The organism is Shewanella sp. 11B5 (assembly GCF_002836795.1).
Classification (GTDB): Bacteria; Pseudomonadota; Gammaproteobacteria; order Enterobacterales; family Shewanellaceae; genus Shewanella; species Shewanella frigidimarina.
Genome location: NZ_PJAP01000697.1, coordinates 1 through 1,995, shown reverse-complemented (window position 1 = coordinate 1,995; position 1,995 = coordinate 1). Strand labels below are relative to the sequence as shown.

2 protein-coding genes are annotated in these 1,995 nt (G+C 43.2%); one reads left to right on the top strand and one right to left on the bottom strand.

Translation table 11 applies throughout. The features are described from left to right. A partial coding sequence (locus tag CXF78_RS15465) for a CBS domain-containing protein (RefSeq protein ID WP_102037288.1) occupies positions 1-494 on the top strand: 494 nt, incomplete at its 5' end. Between the two features lie 96 nt (positions 495-590). Here CXF78_RS15465 and CXF78_RS15460 read toward each other — a convergent pair. Beyond that, positions 591-1,995, bottom strand: a 1,405-nt coding sequence (locus CXF78_RS15460; RefSeq protein WP_180957169.1) for a proprotein convertase P-domain-containing protein, incomplete at its 5' end; no start/stop codon positions are given.

Here is a 1,995-nt window from a genome sequence, read left to right as displayed (position 1 = left end):
TTAAGAAAGTGACACCTATGGTGATAGAATCGAGTACGTCGGCGGTTAAGGTCGAGCACTTAATGCAGAAGTCGCATGTGCGTCTTAAATTAGTAATAGATGATAAAGATCGGTTTATTGGCCTAATCAGCTTTGAGTCTTTACATAATCAAGAGATATTGAAACGTGTTGCCGCTGGGCATCAGCGTGATCATTTAAGTGTTGCAGATTTTATGATCCCTAAAGAGGATCTGAAAGCGATTGATTTTGAAGATTTAAGTTATGCTCGTATTGGTGATGTTATTGAGACATTACAATCAGCAGGACAGCAACATTGCTTAGTGGTTGACCGTTCAAATCATGCCATCCGTGGTGTGTTATCTGCTAATGATATTGCTCGTCGATTAAAGCTAGCTGTCGATGTGAGTACGCCAAACTCATTTGCATCTATATTTGAAGTGATTGCCAATATTCAGCAGCCTGCCGTGTTGCAAACAACACAACCTCACTATTAGTCTGTTAACTGTTAACTGTTAACTGTTAAAAAGTTAATCCATCAGAAATAAAAATAGCCACATAATGTGGCTATTTTTGTAATCAACTAAATATTATTACTGGAAGCTTAAGCTCCAAGTATCAATATATCCAGTATCTTGTCTCGCATTATCAACAGCTTTTAATGTCCATACACCACTTGATTCGACACCTGCCATATTAGCGGTGTAAGTCTGGGTTAGATTATCGGTACCACCACCAGTGTTGTTATGCAGTACAACCGTTTGGCCGGTAGGGCTAACTAACTGGATTTTTAAATCACCAATATAAGTATGAATAATCCCAATTGACACCGATACCGTTCCTGAATCACCAGTGCGGCTAACAGTAATAGGGCTAGTAATACCACTAGTGTTGTTGTCTGGAATTGTATAATTACCGGTATTGTTGTAGCTTGCTGGGCCACCTGTGTTGCTGCCTCCAGTGCTACCAGCGGTGTAGTTAGCCACTAAACTTACACCACTAAATGCACTATAACCTTGTAGCATTACATAGTAAGTACCAGATTGAGGCGTCGCAATTGGGCAAGACTCTGCATTACCACCTTTCCATGGACGACAGTCGTAACTGCTGCTGGTAGGTGATGCGCCATACTGCACATATAAGTCAGCATCGCCAGTGCCACCACTCATAGTGAAGCTTAAGTCTGTCGCGCCTGCAGGAACGTCTAACGAGAAATATAATTCATCGTTTTTAGCGCCAGCTAAGCCCGTTTTTGCCACGCCTTTTTCAAGTACGCTGTCACCAGAGCCTGTACCTGGATCGGTTGGACCATTACATGATTCGTCTAGGTAAGCCTTTGCTGCTGTTGCATTAACCATCCCGTAACCTGTTTGGTTATCACGACCGGCAACGCTTAAGTCATCTGCTGTGGCATTTAATGCAGCACGTACTTGGCTGGCGCTACATTCTGGGTGGTAACTCCACACTAATGTTGCTACGCCCGACACATGCGGTGTTGCCATTGAGGTGCCATTGTAATATTCATAATCTCGATTGCCTTGATTACTCACAGTGGTTGATTGACCCAACTTGGCTTTAAGTGCAAGCCCTGTTGCTCGGTCAACAGACATAGAAGGGATCAGAATTTCACTGTTAGCATCAACGACGAATGGATTTTGTAGCCCTGGTAGCGCAGTGTTACTGTAAACAATGACTCCTTTGGCACCAGCTGTTTTACAGGCTTTAACCGCGTTTATTTCAGGGTAACTTGAACCCTGGTTACCTACACGCTCAACAAGACAGATTTTATTGGTCATGCTACCGCAGTTAAAACTGGTTCCGTTTACAGTACATTCCGCTAAGGTTCCAGTTGCAATTGCGTTAATCGGTGCAGCAGTGTAGCTAGTACCAGATGGGGTTAAACGATTGTGCGGCACTACACCATTGTTAAAGTAAGACTGACCGCCAATAGTTATATCGGCTAAACGACCTTCGCCAACGGTAACCGTTGATAGAATT